The 275-nt window shown below is 68.0% G+C and carries 1 pseudogene; it reads left to right on the top strand.

Features of this window, described 5'->3' with window-relative positions:
* Positions 1-245, top strand: a pseudogene (locus tag KVS69_RS19505) (nitroreductase); the annotation flags it as partial.
* Positions 246-275: the final 30 nt, after the last annotated feature.

The following is a 275-nucleotide window of genomic DNA, read 5'->3' as shown; positions in this document are numbered from 1 at the left end:
AGCTGGAGCAGCTGATGACCGCCGGCTGAGACTGCTTCGCGCTTTTGCAGGCTGCGCAGGCGCCGGGCTTTGGCGCCCAGTGGCTGACCGCCTGGATGGCGTGCGACCCGGCCGTGCATGCCCACCTGGGCCTGGCCGAGCATGAGCAGAACGTGGGTTTCATCCATATCGGCACCCCGAAGACCGCCGTGCCCGAACGTGAGCGACCTGATCCGGCCGCGCTGCTGCAGGACTGGGTGGGCTGAGTGCACACGCCTCTCTACCTGGTGGATGCC

This window comes from Stenotrophomonas sp. GbtcB23, from assembly GCF_019091045.1.
Classification (GTDB): Bacteria; Pseudomonadota; Gammaproteobacteria; order Xanthomonadales; family Xanthomonadaceae; genus Stenotrophomonas; species Stenotrophomonas rhizophila_A.
This window is presented reverse-complemented; position numbering and strand designations above follow the sequence as displayed.